The organism is Desulfovibrio sp., assembly GCF_018379785.1.
Lineage (GTDB): Bacteria > Desulfobacterota > Desulfovibrionia > Desulfovibrionales > Desulfovibrionaceae > Desulfovibrio.
This window is the reverse complement of sequence record NZ_JAGZUV010000002.1, coordinates 13,997-32,935: the sequence shown is the minus strand read 5'-3', so window position 1 is coordinate 32,935 and position 18,939 is coordinate 13,997. Positions and strand designations below refer to the sequence as shown.

At 61.8% G+C, this 18,939-nt stretch carries 18 protein-coding genes and 1 pseudogene; 4 read left to right on the top strand and 15 right to left on the bottom strand.

Annotated features, from left to right (window positions below; all coding sequences use genetic code 11):
* Positions 1-103 precede the first annotated feature (103 nt).
* Together KH208_RS00635 and hlyD are read right to left on the bottom strand one after the other, a co-directional pair.
* On the bottom strand, positions 104-1,918 hold the full coding sequence (locus KH208_RS00635) for an ATP-binding cassette domain-containing protein (protein ID WP_291432956.1): 1,815 nt from the start codon (positions 1,916-1,918) through the stop codon (positions 104-106).
* Positions 1,915-2,910, bottom strand: a complete 996-nt coding sequence (gene hlyD / locus KH208_RS00630; RefSeq protein ID WP_062251608.1) for a secretion protein HlyD — start codon at positions 2,908-2,910, stop codon at positions 1,915-1,917. Before hlyD ends, KH208_RS00635 begins: the two co-directional genes overlap by 4 nt.
* Positions 2,911-3,082: 172 nt before the next feature.
* Between hlyD and KH208_RS00625 the strand changes: the two genes are divergently transcribed.
* Positions 3,083-3,565 carry a hypothetical protein gene (locus tag KH208_RS00625; protein WP_150116059.1) on the top strand — a complete coding sequence of 161 codons (483 nt, stop codon included), beginning with the start codon at positions 3,083-3,085 and terminating at the stop codon, positions 3,563-3,565.
* A gap of 76 nt (positions 3,566-3,641) precedes the next feature.
* Here KH208_RS00625 and KH208_RS00620 read toward each other — a convergent pair whose 3' ends face one another.
* The 11 genes and pseudogenes from KH208_RS00620 to KH208_RS00570 form a co-directional block, all read right to left on the bottom strand.
* A complete protein-coding gene (locus tag KH208_RS00620) occupies positions 3,642-3,905 on the bottom strand; it encodes an RNA-binding protein (RefSeq protein ID WP_062251606.1) in 264 nt (87 codons plus the stop codon).
* A gap of 161 nt (positions 3,906-4,066) precedes the next feature.
* Positions 4,067-4,324 carry a hypothetical protein gene (locus tag KH208_RS00615; RefSeq protein ID WP_062251605.1) on the bottom strand — a complete coding sequence of 86 codons (258 nt, stop codon included), beginning with the start codon at positions 4,322-4,324 and terminating at the stop codon, positions 4,067-4,069.
* Positions 4,325-4,409: 85 nt separating this feature from the next.
* Entirely contained in the window at positions 4,410-5,429 is a 1,020-nt protein-coding gene (locus tag KH208_RS00610) for an ABC transporter substrate-binding protein (protein WP_291432945.1), read from the bottom strand.
* A gap of 84 nt (positions 5,430-5,513) precedes the next feature.
* Positions 5,514-6,296: an ABC transporter permease gene (locus KH208_RS00605; RefSeq protein WP_291432943.1), complete on the bottom strand. Its 783-nt coding sequence runs from the start codon at positions 6,294-6,296 to the stop codon at positions 5,514-5,516.
* Between the two features lie 99 nt (positions 6,297-6,395).
* Positions 6,396-7,205, bottom strand: coding sequence for an ABC transporter ATP-binding protein (locus KH208_RS00600; RefSeq protein ID WP_008686063.1), 810 nt, complete (start codon positions 7,203-7,205; stop codon positions 6,396-6,398).
* Between the two features lie 27 nt (positions 7,206-7,232).
* Positions 7,233-8,060, bottom strand: a complete 828-nt coding sequence (locus KH208_RS00595) for an ABC transporter ATP-binding protein (RefSeq protein WP_291432942.1) — start codon at positions 8,058-8,060, stop codon at positions 7,233-7,235.
* Between the two features lie 250 nt (positions 8,061-8,310).
* The gene (locus KH208_RS00590; protein ID WP_291432940.1) at positions 8,311-9,114 is read right to left on the bottom strand and encodes a hypothetical protein; all 804 of its coding nucleotides are present in this window, start codon (positions 9,112-9,114) and stop codon (positions 8,311-8,313) included.
* Positions 9,115-9,361: 247 nt separating this feature from the next.
* On the bottom strand, positions 9,362-9,586 hold the full coding sequence (locus KH208_RS15475; protein WP_367114929.1) for a helix-turn-helix domain-containing protein: 225 nt from the start codon (positions 9,584-9,586) through the stop codon (positions 9,362-9,364).
* Between the two features lie 249 nt (positions 9,587-9,835).
* A pseudogene (locus tag KH208_RS00580) lies at positions 9,836-11,100 on the bottom strand (sigma 54-interacting transcriptional regulator); the annotation flags it as partial.
* Between the two features lie 500 nt (positions 11,101-11,600).
* On the bottom strand, positions 11,601-13,067 hold the full coding sequence (locus KH208_RS00575) for a catalase (RefSeq protein WP_291432938.1): 1,467 nt from the start codon (positions 13,065-13,067) through the stop codon (positions 11,601-11,603).
* Between the two features lie 486 nt (positions 13,068-13,553).
* Entirely contained in the window at positions 13,554-14,330 is a 777-nt protein-coding gene (locus KH208_RS00570; RefSeq protein WP_291432936.1) for an SPOR domain-containing protein, read from the bottom strand.
* 376 nt (positions 14,331-14,706) lie between these two features.
* Here KH208_RS00570 and KH208_RS00565 point away from each other — a divergent pair, with 376 nt between their 5' ends.
* A complete protein-coding gene (locus tag KH208_RS00565; RefSeq protein WP_291432934.1) occupies positions 14,707-15,681 on the top strand; it encodes a peptidoglycan glycosyltransferase in 975 nt (324 codons plus the stop codon).
* Between the two features lie 258 nt (positions 15,682-15,939).
* Here KH208_RS00565 and hypB read toward each other — a convergent pair whose 3' ends face one another.
* Complete coding sequence (hypB, locus tag KH208_RS00560) at positions 15,940-16,599, bottom strand: hydrogenase nickel incorporation protein HypB (RefSeq protein WP_291432932.1); 660 nt, start codon at positions 16,597-16,599, stop codon at positions 15,940-15,942.
* Between the two features lie 118 nt (positions 16,600-16,717).
* Positions 16,718-17,071 carry a hydrogenase maturation nickel metallochaperone HypA gene (locus tag KH208_RS00555; RefSeq protein WP_291432930.1) on the bottom strand — a complete coding sequence of 118 codons (354 nt, stop codon included), beginning with the start codon at positions 17,069-17,071 and terminating at the stop codon, positions 16,718-16,720.
* An 84-nt stretch (positions 17,072-17,155) separates the two neighbouring features.
* Between KH208_RS00555 and KH208_RS00550 the strand changes: the two genes are divergently transcribed.
* Positions 17,156-17,923, top strand: a complete 768-nt coding sequence (locus KH208_RS00550; protein WP_291432928.1) for a tetratricopeptide repeat protein — start codon at positions 17,156-17,158, stop codon at positions 17,921-17,923.
* Positions 17,924-17,964: 41 nt separating this feature from the next.
* Complete coding sequence (locus KH208_RS00545; protein ID WP_291432926.1) at positions 17,965-18,807, top strand: AMIN domain-containing protein; 843 nt, start codon at positions 17,965-17,967, stop codon at positions 18,805-18,807.
* The last annotated feature ends 132 nt before the right edge of the window (positions 18,808-18,939 follow it).

The following is an 18,939-nucleotide window of genomic DNA, read 5'->3' as shown; positions in this document are numbered from 1 at the left end:
TGCTCAAAAACAGACGCCAGGACCAAGCCGCTTTTTGAATACTCCCTCGTGCCGTGCGCCGAGCGAGCCGGGTCAGCGCGGATACCCGGATCCGCCTGCGGCGCTACAGGGGATGCTCCCTGTCGTAGCGCTCAATGCTGGCGATAAACGCTTCCTCCAGCGTGGGGTCGGTGAGGCCCGTGGCCGAAGCCTTGAGTTCGTCCGGCGTGCCCACGCTGATCATGGCCCCCCGGTAGATCAGGGCGATACGGTCGCAGTATTCGGCTTCTTCCATGAAATGGGTGGTCACCAGCACGGCGGCTCCGGCCGAGGTCATGGCCAGGATGTGCTTCCAGAAGTCGCGCCGGGTGCGGGCGTCCACCCCGGAGGTGGGTTCGTCCAGAAAAAGCACCGGCGGTTCGTGCAGGGTGGCGCAGAGCAGCGCCAGGCGTTGCTTCAGGCCCAGAGGCAGGGCTCCGGTGCGGCTGCGCAGAAAATCCTTGAGCTCCAGGGCCTCGGCCAGCACGGGCAGCAGTTCGTCCCGGCGTTTTTTGTCCAGGCCGTAGAGATCCGCGAAAATGCTGATGTTGTCCTTCACCGCGATGTCGGGATAGAGCGAAAACTTCTGGGCCATATAGCCCAGGCGCGAACGCGCGGCGCTGCCCGCGCTGAGCAGATCCACGCCGTCCACCGCGCAGTCGCCCGAAGTGGGCCGGGACAGGCCGCAGAGCATGCGGAAGGTGGTGGACTTGCCCGCGCCGTTGGGCCCCAGCAGGCCGAAGATCTCACCGGCCCGCACCTCAAAGCTGATTTCATGCGCCGCCGTGAACTCCCCGAATTTTTTGGTCAATTTGCGGGCGGCGATGCGTGGCCGCGCCGCGTCCCCGGACTCGCGGGGGCCGGAACCGTGGTTCACGGAAATACGGCCGTAAGGCGAGGGCTTCTGGTTGATGCCGCCCACGGCGCTCATATAGGCGTCTTCCAGACCCGGGGGCGTGGGTTCGCCGCCCTGGGCCAGCACCTCCCCACGCAGGGCGGCGGGCGCGTCGGCGGCCAGCACCAGACGCAGACGGCTGCCCTGGATCAGGGCATCCTCCACGCCGGGGCGCATGCTCCAGCGGGCCAGGGCCTCGCGGTGTCCTCCGCCGTGTTCCCGGCCCTGCGTGTCCGCGGCGCCGCGCAGCAGAAACACCCTGCCCTCGGCCCGTCGGGTCAGATCCTCCGGCGGCCCGGCAAAAAGCACTCTGCCCGCGTCCAGCATGATCACGCCGGGACAGCGCGCGGCCTCGTCCAGATAGGCGGTGGACCAGATCACGGTCATGCCGCCGTGGCTCAGTTCCTGCACCATGCTCCAGAGTTCGCGGCGCGACTGCGGGTCCACGCCCACGCCCGGCTCGTCCAGCAAAAGCAGGCGCGGCGAGCCCAACAGGGCGCAGGCAATGCCCAGCTTCTGCTTCATGCCGCCGGAAAGCCGCCCGGCCAGCCGTTCGGTGAACGGTCCCAAAGAGGTAAAGCCCAGCAGCCTGGCAAAAAGTTCGTCCCGGGCCTGGCCCGTGAGCCCGCGCAGGCTGGCGTGCAGGCGCAGATTCGCCATGACCGTGAGATCTTCATACAGGCCGAAGCGCTGGGGCATGTAGCCGATGCTGTTGGGCTCGCGCCGGGCCAGCTCCATGGCCGGGCGGCCGAACACCAGAGCCCGGCCGCCGGTGGGCTGCATCAGGCCGGCCAGAATGCGGATCAGGGTGGTCTTGCCCGCCGCGTCCGGCCCCACCAGTCCGGTGATCCGCCCGGCGGGAATACGCGCGTCGATGCCTTTGAGCGCTTCCACCGCCGTTGCGCCCTTGCCGAAACTCATGCCCAGATCTTCCAGGCGCACCGCGATGCCGGGCTCGTCCGGCCCCGGCTTTTCCGGCGTGGCGGCCCCGACGGCGGGCCTCATGGCGTCACCGGCTCCAGGGTAATGGTCACGGGCATGCCCTGGCGCATGACGTTTTCCGGATCCTCAACCTGGACACGCAGACGGTAGACCAGAGCCGTGCGCACTTCGCGTGTTTCCACGGTCTTGGGGGTGAACTCGGCCGTGGGCGAAATAAAGCCCACCGTGCCGGGGAACGTCTTGCCCGGCGCGGCGTCCACGGCCACGCGCACGGACATGCCCGGCTTGACCTTGCCCAGATTGGGTTCGTCCACATAGGCCCGCAGCCAGACCGGATTGGTCAGGGTGAGGGTGTAGACGGTCTGTCCCGCCTGGACAATGGCCCCGGCCTCGCGGGCGCGCGTCAGAATAATGCCCTTCTGCGGCGCGGCGAGCACCGCGTCGCGCACCTGGATTTCCGCGTGGTTCAGTTCGGCGTCCGCAGCGGCCACGGCGGCGCGCTGGGCCAGCACGTCCTCCTCGCGGTAGCCGGAGGTAAGCATATCCAGCTGGTCCTGGGCCGAACGCAGCTTGGCCGCCGCCTCCCGCTCCGCCGCGCGGGCGTTGTCCAGTTCCTTCTGGGAAATGGCATTGGAGGCGCGCATGGCCGCGACGCGCTTCAGATTGATGCTCGCATTTTCCGCCACGGCGGTGGCTGCCACCACCGAGGCGCGGGCCTGAGCGATTTCCTCCACGCGGTAGCCGCGTTCCAGGCGGGCCAGATCGGCCTTCTGCCCGGCCAGTTTGGCGGCGGCCTGGTCCCGCTGCTGGCGCAGCAGATCATCGTCCAGCCGGGCCAGGGGCTGGCCCTCGCTCACCGCATCGCCTTCATCCACCAGCACCGCGGCGATACGCCCGCCCACGCGAAAGCCCAGATCCACCTGCCGGATATCCACATTGCCGTACAGGGTCAGATCGCCGCTCTGCCGCGCTCCGAACAGGTGCCAGGCCAGGAACCCGGCCCCGGCCAGAATGGCCAGAACGGCAATGACTTGTATTTTACGGGGAATATGCATGCCTTTTATCCCGGATAATATAATTAACGCTGCCGCCTTCCGTGCCCGGATGGCGGTATGGCGGGGCGTCGGCCCGCTTTTCCGAAATATAACGCCGGAAACAGGGAGCGTCCAGCCGCGCGCCCGGCTTCCGTCCTTGACAGCGCAAGCCGGGCATGCTGTGCTGCCCTCCATGATTCCTCTTTTCCGCGAAATTCGCCCCTTCTTCCGCCTGTCGGGCATGCTGCTGCTTCTGTCGGCCGCCATACCGGCTTCAGCACAAGACTTCGGCTGGTTTGAACTTGATATTCCACCGGGCTGGCAGGTTGAAGAGCCCCGCCGACTGGGCGGAACCTGGGTGCTGAGCCTGCGCAACGCCGAGGCCGGTTCACAGGTGAGCATTCTGGTGGGCAAAACCGCCGGGCCGCCGGACGCCGCCGATGTGGCCGGCCTGCTGCGCGCGGCCACGGGCGTGCCTGAACCCGCGCGCCGCCTGAACGGGCGCTGGCTGTTCGCGGGCAAGGACGTCCAGGGCGTGGACACGGCCTGCGTCGTCAGCGCGGACCGCAAGGCCGGGCTCTATCTCGCCGTGCTGCGCTCCGGCGGGGCGGCCCCGGCAGAGGCCCTGCTGGCGGGCCTGCGCAGCAAAAAATATCCCGCCCTGCTGCCGCGCTGAACGGCATTCTCCCTCAAAAACAAAGAAAAGGCCGTGGAAAAAATCCACGGCCTTTGAGATTACTTTGGGAACAGGCTTACCAGCGGCGGGGCGCGGGACGCTTTTCAGCTTCGTTGACGCGCAGGGTGCGGCCTTCAAATTCCACGCCGTTGAGACCGGCGATGGCATTGCGGGCGTCGCCCTCTTCCATTTCCACAAAACCGAAGCCGCGCGGGCGACCGGTGACGCGGTCCATGATCAGATTCACGGACAGCGGCGTGCCGTACTGGGAGAAAAGATTCTCAAGGCCGGCCTGGGTGCTGGAAAAAGACAGATTACCGACATAGATAGAAGTAGCCATGGTAAAACTCCAAACGTTACGGGGATGTACACTTTCCGCTTGAAGCCTTACCCATGCAAAGTCTCTGGCAAAAAAGAAATACGTACGCCCAATCAATCAACGGCGGGAATATACATGCGGATGGAAAGCGGGTCAAGTTTTTTCTGTGATATGCTCTTTTTTTACTGTCGGGCCGACCGACGGCGCAGGCAGTTGATGATGCCGTACAGGCTGATCACGAACCAGAAGGCCTCCACCAGAAAAGCGGACATATTGAAGGCGAAAAGCAGGGAAACGCCGATCAGCAGCGCGGCCAGCGCATTGAGCAGAGAATAGAGCGGCCGTGTACTGTCGATTTTGCCCATTTGCAGCAGCAGATAGGTTCCCAACAACAGGACAAGGCCGATATTGCCGATAAAATCATGAAAGGCATAATGCATGACAACCTCGCGCTCCGCTCTCTCCTGTCCCGCCGGGACGCGGGGACGGCAACCGCCCGCCGCGTTCCGGCGTCCGGAGGAGGGTTTACTTTATATTCCGTCCGTCGCGCAGGGCCTCAAGGAATTCCGGATGCAGGAAGTCCTCGGCCTTCTGTCGCGGCACCTCATTCTTGATACGGCCCTGTTCCAGCAGGAAGGCGGCCACATTTATGATATCCCCGGCCGACCGGCCCTTGTGGGCGCTGGTGCCCAGGAAAGCGGGACTCAGCTGCTCGTCCAGGCCGATGAGCCGGGTCCCGGCCATCATGCGCTCGGCGTCCCCCACGGAAATGCCGCCCAGCTCCTTGGCAATGATTTTTGCCGCCTCTTCCGGATGCTCCCGCCAGTACTCCATGGCCGCCAGTTCGCTTTTGATGAACTTCGTGACCAGTTCGGGATACTTCCGGGCAAATTCCGGCTGTACGCTGATCACATCCCAGGTCAGATGCCCCTTTTCGGCCATCTGCTCGCTGGTCAGCAGGATCTTGCCGCCGTTTTGCACCACCAGGCCGAGGCCGGGCTCCCAGATATAGGCGGCGTCGATGTCGCCCCGGATAAAGGGGGCCAGGGCTTCGCCGGGGGCCATGTCCATGATCTTGACCTTGCCCATGTCCACCCCGGCCTCGCGCAGGGCTTTGATCAGCAGATAGTGGGTGGTGGAGCCGAAGGGGGCCACCACGGTCTTGCCCTCCAGGTCCTTGAGACTGTTGATGTCCTTGCGCACCACCAGGGATTCCACCGCGCCCAGCACATTGGCGTTCATGATGCCCCAGTAGTTCATGCCTCCGGCCAGGCCGATCGTGGCCGGGGGCAGGCCCACATTGCCGAAGTCGATGCTTTTGGAGGCCATGGCCGTGTTGACGTCCCGCCCGGAATTGAAGCGGAACCACTCCACGGGTACGCCCATTTCTTTCTCATGCAGTTGCAGGTACTTGGAAAGAAGCTGCCCGTTGACCAGGGAGAGATAGCCGATGCGCACCTTTTCCGGTTTGTCCGCCGCTTGAAGCGGCTGAGCGGCCGACACAACGAACAGCGCCAGGAACGCCAGGCAAATGAATTTCTTCATGGCAGTACTCCCGATAGGTTTATGTGCATGAATGTCCGCGTGACCTTTACAGACGGATTTTGTTTTTCGGCAGGGAACCAGGCGCTACTGCCGCTTCCAGCGCAGAAGATGCTTCGCCGCAAAGCGCAGGCAGGCGTCCAGGCCGATGCCGGTGACGCCCATGGTGATGATGCCCACAAAAATGATGTCCGACCGCATGAACTTGCTGGCGTCCCAGACCATCCAGCCGATGCCCTCCGTGGCGGCCACGATTTCGGCGGCCACCAGCACGGTGTAGGTAAAGCCCAGGCTGATGCGCATGGAGGTGATGATGGCCGGGGTGGTGGCGGGCAGAATGATCCTGCAGAAGACCTGCCGGCTGTCCGCGCCCAGGGAACGCGCGGCCTGGATCACCGAAGGGCTGACCTCCTTGACGCCTTCCACCGCGCCGATGGTCAGGGGCGGAATGGCCGCCAGGAAGAGCAGCAGAATCTTGGAAAATTCACCGATGCCGAACCAGAGCACCAGCAGGGTGTAATAGGCCAGAGGCGGCAGCGGACGGTAGAACTCGATGAGATAGTCGAATACGGCCCGCACCTTGGAACTCAGGCCCATGGCCAGGCCCAGGGGGATGGCGACCACGCAGGCGGCCATCCAGCCCAGCAGCACCCGGCCCAGGCTGACCATGCAGTGGTAGAAAAGCCCCCGGCCATGGTAGCCTTGGAAAATGGTTTCCTCAAAGCCCTGCCAGACATCATAGGGCGAGGGGATGAAAATTTTGGGCACAACGCCCCGGCGGGTCACTTCATACCAGGCCAGAAAAATAATCAGCAGGGTCGCCAGGGTGATCCAGTTTTCCACCTTGAACTTGAAACGCGTGCCGCTCATAGCTACCTCCGCAACGCCGCAGCTTGTCAGATTTTGCCGTCCGGGCAGGCCGCGCGCCAAGCCCGGAGCGGACAGATTGCAACCGCTCTTCCCCGGGGCTCAGCGCCCGCCGGGAACATGCTCGAAGGATTTCAGCGCCTCGGACTCCAACACCTCAAAGGCTTCGCCCTGAATCTCCGCGAATTCCGGGCAGGTCTGGTGCTCCACCAGGCGCGGCCGGGGCAGATCCACGCGCATTTCTTTCTTGATGGCCGTGGGCATGGTGGACAAGAGATAGAGCACGTCGCCCATGAACACGGCCTCATCCAGCTCCGAGGTGATCAGCAGCATGCTGATGCGCGTGCTTTCAAAAACCCGCAGAAAATATTCCTGCATCATGCCCCTGGTCATGGCGTCCAGGCCCCGGAACGGCTCGTCCATAAGCAAAATCCTGGGCTCGTTGATCAGAGCCCGGATCAACTCGGCCCGGCGCTGCATGCCGCCGGAAAGCTGGCCGGGGAACTTGCCCTCAAAGCCGTCCAGACCGGTAAGGTGAATAAGCTCCCTGGCCTTTTCCCCGGCTTCTTTCAGGTTTTTGCCCTGAATACGCGGGCCGAACAGGGTATTGTCCCAGAGGGTCATCCACTGGAAGAGCGTATTTTCCTGAAAGACGACCAGGCGGTCCGGGCTGGGCCCGCTGACCGGCTGCCCGTCGAAGAGGCAGGAGCCGCTCTGCGGCGCGAGATAACCGGCCAGTACGGACATGATGGTGGTTTTGCCGCAGCCCGACGGGCCGCAGATGCAGGTGAAGTTTCCCTCTTCCATGCTGAAGGACAGATCGTCCAGAATTTTCGTATCGCCGAAGCTGACGCTGACATGGTCAACCCGCATGATGGCCGGCGTCGCCGCCGCCTGAGCCGCATCCGACATGGCTTTTCCTCCGCTTGGTCCCGCGGGTTACGCGCCCTCGCGCTCGCCGCGCTCAAAGGATTTCCGGGCTTCCTCCCGCACCGCCTCGATGGTCTGGCGTTTGTAGTCGAGAAATTCAGGCATCTTCTTGGTGCTGAAAGTGCGCGGCCTGGGCAGATCCACATGAATCCATTTTTTGAAACGGCCCGGCCGGGTGGTCATGATGCCCACCTTGTCCGAAAGGTAGATGGCCTCATCCAGGTCATGGGTGATGAAGAGCACGGTCTTGTGCACCCTGTCGAACATATCCAGCAAAAACCGGTGCATCACCGATTTGGTGATGGCGTCCATGGCCCGGTAGGGCTCGTCCAGCAGCAGGGTCTTGGGTTCATTGATCAGGGCCCGCAGAATTTCCACGCGCCGCTTCATGCCCGATGAAATGCGGATGGGGTAGGCGTCCTCATAGCCTTTCAGCCCGGCCATGCGGATCAGATCCATGGCCCGCGCTTTGGCCTGGGCCTCACTCATGGCGCCGGTGGCCAGCGGGCCGAACATGATGTTCCGCCGCACGGTCATCCAGTCGAACAGGGCCCCGGCCTGAAAGACCACCACCCGGTCCGGGCCCGGCTGCGGCCTGCGGCCCGGCGCGGCAATGACCTGGCCGTCCATGCGGATTTCTCCTTTGGAAATATCCTCAAAACCGGCGGTCATGTTCAGCAATGTGGTTTTGCCGCACCCTGAAGGCCCCACAATGGCCACAAATTCCCCGGCCCGGATCTCAAAACTGCAATTGTCCACCGCGAGCACGTTGACCCCCTCGGGATCATAGATCTTGCTCGCATTGATGATCTCCAGATGTCCTTCCTTGGTGTCCACGGCATTCCCCCTGATGGTTCAGGCGCGGCCGGGTCTGGGCCCGGACGGAATATGGCGGGAAGAAGCTCTGCGCCCCCTGCTCCACCTCCTGGAACGGGGTAAGCGGATCGGACGAGGGGCAGTCCCTAAAATGATGCATTTTGTTTCCCGGTAAGGAAACAGGCGGTTGCGGGCCAGGGATAGTACTCTAATGGTACAGCCCTGGCCCGCAACCGCCTGTTGACGCAGTCCAGGGGACAAAAGACGCTTTTTAGAGACTGCCCCTGATTTTTTTGGGCTTCAGGCGATACTGATACAGCTTTTCATAGTACGGCAGACAATGCTCGTAGAGCATTTTGAGCATGGGCAGATCCTCGAAGACGGCGTCCACCACCTTGTCGTCGTAGAGAAAGGCCTCCATGTTTTTCTGGATGCCGGTGCTGCCGCTCACATCGTAGTAAAAATCCTTGCAGTGGTCGTATTCGGGGCGCCATTCCGGCGTCCAGCGCAGGGTTTCGGGCTTGAATTCCAGACCCACGGCCTCGCACCAGGCGGCCATGATGCCCGCCGGGTCGTTCTGGAAGTCGTCGCCGTCAATGACCAGCGGGGTTTTACCGTTGTCCAGGGCATGCAGGCCCAGCTCGCTGAGCCGGTTGAAGATCCTGTCCGAAGCTAGAGGCCCTATGTCCTCAATACGCATGGAGCGTTGCGAGCCGATGACCTTCCAGAAAGACAGAACCACATACTTGGGGTTGCGGATCTGGAACATGTGGGTGCAGCGGCGCAGATAGTCCTCGTCGGCCAGGTAGTTGTCGATGGCGTGGTAGGGGCATTCCTTGATGAAGGTGGGCGTCTGTTCCGCGATGCCGTAGATCTTCCGGATGATTTCCTCATAAACCACGGGCCAGCCTTCATAGTCCTGATGCGACTGAACGCCGGGCTCGTTTCTGTTGCGCCAGTACAGAGGCAGAGTGGGTTCAAAAATAGTGTGGAAATCCCCCCGGTTGGTGATGGCCCGCATAAAGACCGTGGTGAGCGAGCGCGGGTACATCCAATTGACGATGATTCTGTTCATGCCAGCCTCCTGAAGTTTCCTGTAAATACGAGCTCCGGAATCAGGCGGGCGAATAAAAATCCGAACCGATGCCGCCTGCCGGGCTCTGCACGGGGGAAAGCAAGGAGCATGCCAGGAGTCCGGGTTAAAACTGAAAAATTATTCAGTTATTTTAGTGTATTATAAAATAAAGATAAAAAGCGCGGCATCGATGTCCGCGCAACTGTAGCAATCCGCACACTTCTGGTGCAACAAGAGCGTGCGGATGCTACAGCCCTTCGCCCGGGCGCTCCAGGCCGTGGCGGAACATGCGGCGGTAGAGGGTCCAGCGGCTGACGCCCAGCAGCCGGGCGCTCTTGCTGATATTCCAGGCGGCTTTTTCCAGCGCGGCCAGAAGACGCTGTTTTTCATCGGCGGGCGCCGCCGCGACCGCTTCCTCCCGCCGGACCGGGCGCGCGGCGGCCTCCAGGGCGATATGCTCGGGCCGGATCATTTCCCCGCCGCAGAGCACAAAGGCCCGCTCAATGACGTGTTCCAGTTCGCGCACATTGCCCGGCCAGGGATGGCCCATGAAGATCTCCATGACCTCCGTGGACACCCCGGCAATGGACTTGGCATACTGGCCGTTGAATTTGAGGCGGAAGTGCTCTGTCAGCAGGGGAATGTCCTCCACCCGCTCGCGTAACGGCGGAATGCGGATGTTCATGACGTTGAGCCGGTAGTAGAGGTCCTCCCGGAAGGTTCCCTCGGCAATGGCCTTTTTGAGATCGCGGTGGGTGGCGGCCAGGACGCGCACATCCACCTTGCGCGGCGTGGTTTCGCCCACGCGTTCGATTTCCTTCTCTTCCAGGACCCGCAGCAGCTTGAGCTGGATCAGCGGCGAAATGTCGCCGATTTCGTCCAGCAGAATGGTGCCGCCGTGGGCTGCCTCGAAACGGCCACACTCTCCCGGTCCGCGCCGGTAAAAGCTCCTTTGGCATGGCCGAACAATTCGCTTTCCAGCAGGCTTTCGGCCAGGGCCGAGCAGTTGACCCGGATGAATGGCCGCCCGGCCCGCCGTCCGCCGTAATGCAGGGCGTGGGCGACTTTCTCCTTGCCGGTGCCCGATTCGCCGGTGATCAGCACCGTGGTGTTCATGTCCGCCAGCGTGTGCAGCAAATCATAGACCTTCTGCATTTTCTCGCTCTGGCCGATGATGCCCTGATAGTTGCGCCGCTCGCGCAGGACGTTTTCCAGGCGAGCCAGACGGGTGATGTCGCGAATGACCAGAACCCCGCCCAGAAAGCCGCCCTCGCCGTTGAGCAGGGGGGAACAGTTGACCGCCGCCACCTGTTCCCTGTCTCCGCCCCGGAAACAGCAGATCTGCGAGTCGCGCAGGCTGCGCTGTGTCTCCAGGGTTTCCTTGAGCAAGGCGAGACAAGCCCCGGTGCAGTCCCTGGCGCAGAGATCAAAGCGCTTGCCCGCCGCGATATTCTTGCGGCAGATGCCGGCGGCCGCGCGGTTGGCGGTGATGATGCGCAGGGAGGCGTCCACGGTGATGATGGCGTCCTGCACGCTGCCGAAAATGGATTCCAGCAGATTTTTGTTTTCGACGAGCTCACGCTCGTAAATCTTGTTTTCAATGGCCCGCGACAGGATCTGGGCCGCCGTGGTCAGAATGTAGAGGTCGGAATCGTGCCACTGGCGGTGGAATCTGTGCTCGTCAAAGCCGATGAAGCCGTACATGCTTCCGTAGACGAAGAGCGGCACGTTCAGGGTGGATTTCACCCCTGAGGCGAGCAGATGGTCCCTGTAGTTTTTGAAGGGCATGGTCGCCGTATCGGGGTAATTGAGCACCGTGCCGGAGGTCAGCTCCCCGGCGGCGTCGGGAATGTGCAGCACAATGCCGCCGGAACCGCGCCTGACGCCAAGCTCCGGGTCGTCCCAGCCGCAACGGCAGGCGAAGGTCCGGTCTTCCTGCTGATAGCCGAACATGAACACGCGGCTGACATCCAGCGTTACACCCATGCGCTGCAAGGCCTGTTGCAGAAAGGCGTCCATATCATTGACGCGCACGGCCATTTCAGAAATCTCGGCAAGCATTTTTTCATAGGAAATACGCTTTTCCAACATTTCTTTACTGTGCATGGCTCACTCCGTTCGCAGCGCGCTGCGTGAAACCATCTTTATATATAGAATAATAATTATGTAAATAATACAATTAAAGAGATACAGAGGTCAAATCCAGCGGCATGCACAGAGCGTTTTGATATTGAAAATATCTCAACGCGCGGTGCGGATTTTCCGTGAAAAGCCGCACCGCGAAATTATCGCAAGGCGAATTTACCTCGCCGTTAAGCGATAATTTCAAGCGCAAACTGCTCTAGTCTGCGCGACACGAAAAACCCCTCCGGAAAAATCCGGAGGGGTTTCGGGGATCAGCATCGGCGGCGCGGGCGTGCCGCCGCGAGAGCAATTCACGTTTGAAACAAGCGAATTGCGTTAAGGAGAGCTTACGCTGAAAAGGTTCAGATTTCGCTTTCAGAAATACCGCAGGCCTTGGCCACACCGGCGCCGTAAGCCGGATCGGCTTTGGCGCAGTTGCGGATGTGGCGCAGCTTGATTTCCTTGGGTGCGTCGCCCAGGGCGCGGGCCGTATTGCCGAACAGGGCTTCTTTCTGTTCCGGGCTCATCAGCCGGAAGAGCTTGCCGGGCTGTTCAAAGTAGTCGGCGTCGTCGCAGGGATAATTCCAGCGGGCAGCATCGCCGCTGATCTTCAACGGCGGCTCGGCGAACTCGGGCTGCTCCTGCCAGGCACCCTCGCTGTTGGGCTCGTAACTGGTGTAGCTGCCGTAGTTGCCGTCCACGCGCATCTGGCCGTCGCGGTGGAAGCTGTGGTAGGGGCAGCGCGGCTTGTTCACCGGAATCAGATGGTGATTGACGCCCAGACGGTAACGCTGCGCGTCGCCGTAGGAGAACAGGCGGCCCTGAAGCATCTTGTCCGGAGAAACGCCGATACCGGGCACCAGATTGGAGGGGTTGAAGGCAGCCTGTTCCACTTCCGCGAAATAGTTTTCCGGATTGCGGTTCAGCTCCAGCACGCCCACTTCCATGAGCGGATAATCCTTATGATACCAAACCTTGGTCAAATCAAAGGGATGGTAGGGCAGCTTTTCGGCGTCTTCCTCGGGCATGATCTGGAAGTACAGGGTCCAGCGGGGGTAGTCGCCTTTTTCAATGTGTTCGTACAGATCGCGCTGGTGGCTGTCGCGGTCGCGCCCGATGAGGTCCTGGGCCTCGGCATCCGTGAGATTTTTGATGCCCTGCTGGGTTCTGAAGTGAAATTTGACCCAGAAGCGTTCGTTTTTGGCGTTGATCAGGCTGTAGGTATGGCTGCCGAAACCGTGCATGTGGCGGTAGGAAGCCGGAATGCCCCGGTCGCTCATGACCACGGTGACCTGGTGCAGGGCTTCGGGCAGCAGGGTCCAGAAGTCCCAGTTATCCTTGGCGCTGTGCATGTTGGTGCGCGGGTTGCGCTTGACCACGTGGTTCAGGTCCGGAAATTTGAGCGGGTCGCGCAAAAAGAAGACCGGCGTGTTATTGCCCACCATGTCCCAGTTGCCCTGATCAGTATAAAATTTGAGGGCAAAACCGCGGATGTCGCGCTCCGCGTCAGCGGCGCCGCGCTCGCCCGCCACTGTGGAGAATCGGGCGAACACATCGGTTTTCTTGCCGATTTCAGCAAACAGCGAAGCCCTGGTGTACTTGGTGAGGTCATGGGTTACCGTAAAGGTGCCGTACGCGCCGGAGCCACGGGCGTGCATGCGCCGTTCCGGAATCACTTCGCGGTCGAAATGGGCCAGTTTCTCCTGAAACCAGACGTCCTGCATGAGCATGGGGCCGCGCGGGCCGGCGGTCAGGGCATGGTTATTGTCGGGCACCGGCGCGCCGGCATTGGTGGTGAGCGAGTTTTTATTTTTCATATTGTCTGCCATGATGCTTTTCTCCTTGGTTTATCCGAAGGGATCGGGTGCGAGAAAACGACTCCGTACCTGCTTGCATTGCGTTGAAAAAAGCATGGCACGGCTGCCGATTTTTGTAAATAGTAATTATTACTATTTTTAATAAAAATTGATCCCCATTTGGTTTATTGAAAAATATCTATTGGTTATGAAGGATAATTTTATTTCAGGTCCCTCGAGCAGATTATCTTTGAAACGCTATACGTTTCAAAGGTATCATTCCGGCAAAAACGTGGTTATCGCTGCTGTCGATCCCCGTATGGCTCCGTTGTCGCCAACGGGGGCAGCCCTTCGGGCTGCCTTCGGTCGCTTACCGGGATCCACGCCGCGTTGCTCTCGATGCCTGTACGCCCTTTGGGCTACAGGCACGGCCCTACGGGCCGCCCGTCGGGTCGGTCTTCGCGGTGCGCCGCACCGTGTGCGGCGTTAGAGCAATTTCAAAATAAAATTGCTCCAGCTTCAGGGCATGGCGGGCTTGCGGCTGCGCACAATGGGTTGCCCCAGATGCAGCTCCTGCATGATTTGCGGCACTTCGGCCGCGCGGGCGGCGTCGCCGCGCAGCAGCACCAGGACCAGGAAGAGCTTGCCGTCGCGCTGCATACGGGTACGCAGCCCCCTGCCCTCCAGCCGCTGGCGCAGGCTGTCCACGCTGTCCTCATCCTTGAAGGCCGCCACCTGAAAGACATAGTCGAACATGGTGGCCGCCGGAGCGGGCGGCGGGGCCTGGCCTTCCGGCACGGCCGGGGCGAAGGGCGAAGTGGAAACGCCGCCCGGCGCGCTTTGGCCGGGCTGCGCGTTTTGCGCGCCCTGACCGGGCGCTGCGGCGGCGGTCGCCTGCGGCATTGCCGGAACGGGCCGGGCCGGTTCCGGCTCGGGGGCATTGGCGGAATCATTGCGCAGAGCCCGCGCGAAACGCAGATCTTCCGGAGCCAATATCCGCTGGCCCGCGTCCGCGCCGTCCTGTACCGCCTCCGCGCCCTGGCTGATGAGGTCCACGGGCTTTTCAGCGGCGTCCCCCCGCGCACCGGGCTGCGTCGCCGCGCCGGGCCGGGTCGCCGCAGCCGTGGCCGTGTGCCTGACCGCATATGCGCGCCCGCTCATGACTCCGCCCACATAGGCCAGGACAACGGCCGCCAGCACCAGAAAACACGCCGCCACCAGCGACGAGGGGCGCAGGCGCGGACCGGCTTTGGGGCTGTTTTGCCCGGATGCGGACGAACGGGAAGCGGGGGCCATAGGTTCTCCTTGTATTCTTATTGGTCGCGACCGCCGCGCTCCATCCGGCGCGGACAATGTCAGCACCATAGCAGCCCGGCCCGCCAGCGTAAAGGGAGGAAAACCCGCCGTGCAGGGCAGACGCGTGAATGCCTCCATCGCCGGAGATTCACTTGCCTCCATAAGTGAATCATCTTTCCTTATCCCCGCGAACGCAGCCGGCACCGTCGGCAAGTGAGCGGGGCCGGCACAAGAGTATTTTTCTTTTCCGCTCTAATCATGCGATTGTCCTGACCCGCCGCGTCTTGTACGCGGGGCCGCGCGCACGCCGCCTTGACAGGCGGCCCCCGCACTCTGCTACAGTACGGGCGTAACCATCTCCAACCGGAGTTCAGTCATGAAAAATACGCGTTGCCGCGTTGCCGCCCTTTTGTTGCTCGCCCTTTTCTGCGTCTTTCCGGCGCGCGGCTCGTCGGCCGCCGAAACCCCTTCCTGCCTGACCGTCAGCAATCAAAGCAGCCTGGATCTGCTTAATATCCGCTTCCGCCAGGGCCGCACCACATATTTTGTGCGTCTGGACATGGCCCCCGGCGCGCGGGACGATATTGAAAATCCCGGCGTCACGGCGGACTTGCGCGTGGATACGGGCCTGGCCTTCTGGTTTTTCAAGGCCGTGCCCCTGGCCCAGGCGCGCCGCCTGACCTTCTGCGGCGACCATACGGCCTGTCTGATTCTGGAGCAGAAGAACAATATCTCACGGCATATCAACGGCAATGCGCAAAGCCTGCTGCCCGGCGAACTCAGCAGGCCGGTCTGCACCCTGGACCAGTTCCGCCCCGGCATGACCATGAATGACGTCTGCTCCCTGCTGGAGCCCGACCCGCCCCGGGACGACAATGACGCGGTGCTGACCAGCCTGGGCTTCGCGGGCATGGTCTGGGCCGCGCGCCTCGCGCCGAGCCAGTCCTCGAACGGAAGCGGCTCTCTCTCCGGGCGCGACCGCCTGGGACATCTGGAACTGCGGCAGCACCTGACAGACGCCAATCTGGCCGCCTTGCTGCGGACGCTCTACGCGCAGGGCTATGCTCCCTGGCAGGCTGAGCTGCCCGGCCTGGACATGAATTTTACGGAAATGACGGACATGGATACGGCCAAGCAGAAGGACATCCTGCAACGGGCCCTGGAGTATTTTCTGCAATCCGGCCGGGGTGAGGCCACCCTGATGCTGGCTCCGGCCGCCATGCTGCCCGCCCTGGCCGACGCCGACGCGCCGCAGCGCGACGTACAGCTCTTCACGCTGACCCTGCGCCAGAGTTCCAAGACCCTGGTCGTGGATGTCGCGGCCTACCAGGGCGGCGAAGGCGGCCGCTAGAACAATTTCACTTTGAAATTGCTGGTGTAAGCGCAATTTAGTTGCGCGATTAAGCGCCGGAGTGAACGGCTTAAAAACTTTGAGAATGTCAATTCTCAAAGTTAATTTGTTCTAGAACCTGTTTCTAAAGCATGTACACATGTTCAATGTGAGGCGCTCTAAAAACCGTTGGCGCTCTGGAAAATTTGTCTTCCTTGCCGGAGAACAAATTTTCCAGAGCGCCAACGGTTTTTAGAAAATTGGTGCGGCTTCGTCTCGCTACGACGCCTTTTTTTCCTCGCGCATCCTGCGCAGCCAGTCATACCATGCGTCAAGCCCCTCACCGCTGCGGCAGGAAACCTCAAGCACGCGGAGATCCTTGTTCAGTTTGGTGGCAAAGGCGCGGGCGCGGTCCATATCGAAATCCACATGGGGCAGCAGGTCCACCTTGTTCAACACCAGAGCCTTGGCCAAGTTGAACAGCAGGGGATATTTCTCCGGCTTGTCGTCACCCTCGGTCACGCTGAGCAGAGCCACTTTGGCATCCTCTCCGCAGTCGAATTCCACCGGGCAGACCAGATTGCCCACATTTTCAATGAAGAGAATATCCAGGCCGTCCAGTTCCAGATTGTCCAGTGCCGTGAGAATCATATTGCTGTCCAGGTGGCAGCCGCCGTCGGTGTTGATCTGCACGGCCTGCGCTCCGGTCGCGGCCACCCGGCGGGCGTCGTTATCGGTCTGCAGGTCGCCCTCAATGACCGCCATGCGGAATTCACCGGCCAGATCGCGCAAGGTGCGCTCCAACAGGGAGGTTTTGCCCGCGCCCGGAGAGCTGATCAGGTTGAGGGTCAGAATCTTGCGCCCGCTCAACTGCCGCCGCACATGGGCGGCCATTTTTTCATTGGCTTCCAGGACGTTGCGCACCACGGGAATCTGCATATTTTTCTCCTTATCTCCAAATTCTGCCGGCATCCGCGTAAGATATACATTTTTATCGCGGCCGCTCGCGGCGACGCGAGCCCCTTACGGGTTTGCGACAGCGTCGCCTGACGCGACACTAGCGGGCTTCCAGCCGACTCAAAATCAATTCCTTGCCCTGCTCCACCACGTGCCCGAACTGCTCACCGCAGCCGGGGCAGGGCTGCCAGAGAGCGTCCTGCCCTTCTCCTCCGAACACTTCGCCGCAAAACGGACAGCGCAATCGTAAAGGCAAACAGACCAACTCCAGTTTGGCCCCTTCATGGGGCGTGCCCTTGATCATGGTTTCAAAACCGAACTGCAGCGATTCGGGCACCACACCCGAAAGCGCGCCGTATTCCACGCGCACCAGTTCAAGACGGCTGCAATTCCGGCGTCCGATTTCTTCCTCCGCCATAGCCAGAAGGCTTTGTGCAATGGCCATTTCGTGCATTCCCCATGCTAGCCCAAAGGCCCGGCTGCGTAAAGGGCGCGGGGGGAATCTTGCCATTCGGCGCAAATGATGTACATTTCGCTCATGCGTCCTCCCAAATATCTTGGCGTATATTCCCAGCCTTCGGCCAAGGCGGGCGGCACCCGCAAGACGCTTTTCTTCGCCTGGGACCTGGCGGAGCAAGGCTACGCGGTGCAACAACTGGACAATGCCTTCCAGCCCAGGGCGGAGGCGCGGCGCGTCAGCGCCGCCCTTTTTGCCGCGCAGTTCAGGTCCGAGCCCTCCATCCTGGCCATGCCCATGACCATGCTGGACGTCCGCGCCCTGGCGGACCTTCCGGACGCGCGCGCCGCCGCGCCCGCTCCGGCTGTGGAAGCGCCGGAACTGGATGACGAACTGCTGCGGTATTTGGACACGGCGCGCCGGACCAAGCAGGTGGAAATCAGCCTGCGGGAGAGTTTCCGCAAGGCCCTGCTGCGCCTGAAGCGCCCGCGCGAACGGCAGGCCGCCATTACCGCCCTGGAACAACTGGCGTCCGCCACGGAGAATATCTCACCCGCCCACAAGCATATGTTCCGCGATTTCGGCGCGAAGCTGCGCAAAAACGCCATGCCGGATCTGGCCCTGCGTTTCGGCAAACGGGTTCTGGAACTCTCTCCGGAGGACGACCACGCCCATTTCAACCTGGCCCGCATCCTCTGCGCCATGGGCGCATACGACGAAGCCGCTGAACATGTCCGCACGGCCATGCGCCTGGACGCCCGCGAGGCCGTCTACCCCAGAATGCTGGCCCATATCAGCAAGGAAAAACAGCTTCGGCCCGGCAAAAACCGCCCCCGGCGGCCGCGCTGAGCCCGAGCGAGCAACTCGCCTTTCGGCAGGAGCCATACGGCATGAACAAAGTCATTCTCAGTCTTCTTCTGGCGGTCTGCATCTTGGGCATGGCGCTGATCATGCTCAATGAACGCCTGAGCCGCAAATCCGAACCTGTTCCGGCCCCCACGGCGGAAGCCGGAGAACCGGCCGCGCCGGACAGCGGCGCCGGTCTGCCTCCCCTGTCGACGGATGCCGCCCGGAACGGTTTTACCGCGCCCGCCGCACCTCAGGAAGCGGCCCGCGAAGAACCAAAACTGCCGCCCCTGCCCGGGGACGACGCCGCCGAGGCCGCGCCCGTCGCGGAGCAGGTCAGCGAGCGGGCTCAGACGCCCCCGGCCGCTCCTGCGGCCCCCGGATCGCAGGCCGCCGCACGTGAGAATATGAGCACGCCTCCGGCCATGGAGCGCACGGCCCAAAGCGCTAAAACGGAAAGCAGCGCCCCGGCCCGCACCGAAACGAAAAAGGAAGAACGCCGGGCCCAGACGGACAAGCCCAAAGCCGAAAAGGCAAAGACCGAAAAGCCCGGGGCGGAAAAAGCCGCCGCGCCGCGTGAGCGCAGCATCAGCCGTTTTGTGGTCTTCGCGCGGGACAAAGGGGCCACGGTGCGCCTGGAGGGCAACGCGCCTCTCCGCTACAAAAGCATGAATCTGACCAACCCCGACCGCGTGGTGGTGGATCTGGACGGCCAGTGGCAGATCAAGGCTCCGGGCGTGCCCAAAAATCCCCTGGTAAGCAATGTGCGCATCGGCAAAATGGCGGACAAGACCCGCGTGGTCATCGACCTCAAGGCAAAACCGCAAAATACCCGCTTTGTGCTTGCCAAGGACGGCAACACCCTGGACGTGCGGGTGGATCAGTAAACTCGTTTCTCCTTTTGCAGCGCCAAGGCAAAGCCCTTCCGAGCATTCGGAAGGGCTTTGCTTTTTTCCGTGTATCCACGTTCTTGGAGCAGACTAACGTTGAGAATTGGCATTTTCAAAGTTGACGCGGCC